Genomic DNA, 942 nt, shown 5'->3' with positions numbered 1-942 from the left:
AAGAATAACCAAATAGGAGGTGTCTCATGACTGAGCTGAAAGGTTTCAATCTAGCCAAGGTGGAAAAACGCATTGACTGGACTGGCGAGCTGTTCAGTTTAAGGGTCTCAGGCGCGCCTCTTACCTTTAAAGCCGGCCAGTTCACCAAGCTTACTTTGCTTGATGATGAGGGCAAGCCTATCAGCCGTGCTTACTCTGTGGTTAATGCGCCAAGCGAGCAACACGAGTGGCTCGAATTCCTCATTGTGGCAGATCCTCAAGGGCAACTTTCTCCAAGGTTGCAAAAGCTAAAAGCGGGTGACCCGATTTATGTGGGTGAAACCGCGCATGGCGATCTCATTCACGACACCATTCCTAAGCAAGCGAGTGATCTATGGTTGCTTTCGACGGGGACTGGCATTGGCCCGTTTTTATCTTTGCTGGATGACATTAACCTGCTTCCTCACAATGATCGTATCGTGCTGGTGCATGGTGTTCGCTACGAAAAAGATTTGGTCTACAAATACCTGATTGAGCATCTTCAATTCCGATATGAAGGACGCTTAAAGTACGTGCCAATCGTGAGTCGTGAATCGTCACTCGGAAAACTGCAAGGTCGAATCCCAGAATTGATTGCGTCTGGTGAGCTTGCCAATAAAGTGGATGTGCCTTTCTCTCCGCAAAGCAGCTTTGTGATGCTGTGTGGTAACCCAGAGATGATTAAAGATACCTTGCCGGTACTGCAAGAGTTAGGGTTAGAAAAGTATCGAACTCGAACAGGCGGTCACGTTATCTATGAGCGTTATTGGTAAGTATCCACCCATCGCTGAAACCGAGATAACTAAGTTATATCGGTGTAAATTAAAAATCACTTTTGAGACATGATACGAATTTATAGACTTATCAATTGAGCACATATACAACAATGCCTAGACTGCGTTCACTGTTGTTGTAGGTGGTTAT

The 942-nt window shown here is 45.6% G+C and carries 1 protein-coding gene; it reads left to right on the top strand.

Annotation, left to right across the window (positions count from 1 at the left end):
- Positions 1 to 26: 26 nt before the first annotated feature.
- Complete coding sequence (locus tag R7O13_RS24945) at positions 27 to 791, top strand: ferredoxin--NADP reductase (RefSeq protein ID WP_140297619.1); 765 nt, start codon at positions 27 to 29, stop codon at positions 789 to 791.
- The last annotated feature ends 151 nt before the right edge of the window (positions 792 to 942 follow it).

Source organism: Vibrio sp. Y176, assembly GCF_033438945.1.
This window is presented reverse-complemented; position numbering and strand designations above follow the sequence as displayed.

Coding starts and splice junctions, on each gene's coding strand:
- R7O13_RS24945 (WP_140297619.1), top strand. CDS start 27: ATGACTGAGCTGAAAGGTTTCAATCTAGCCAAGGTGGAAAAACGCATT.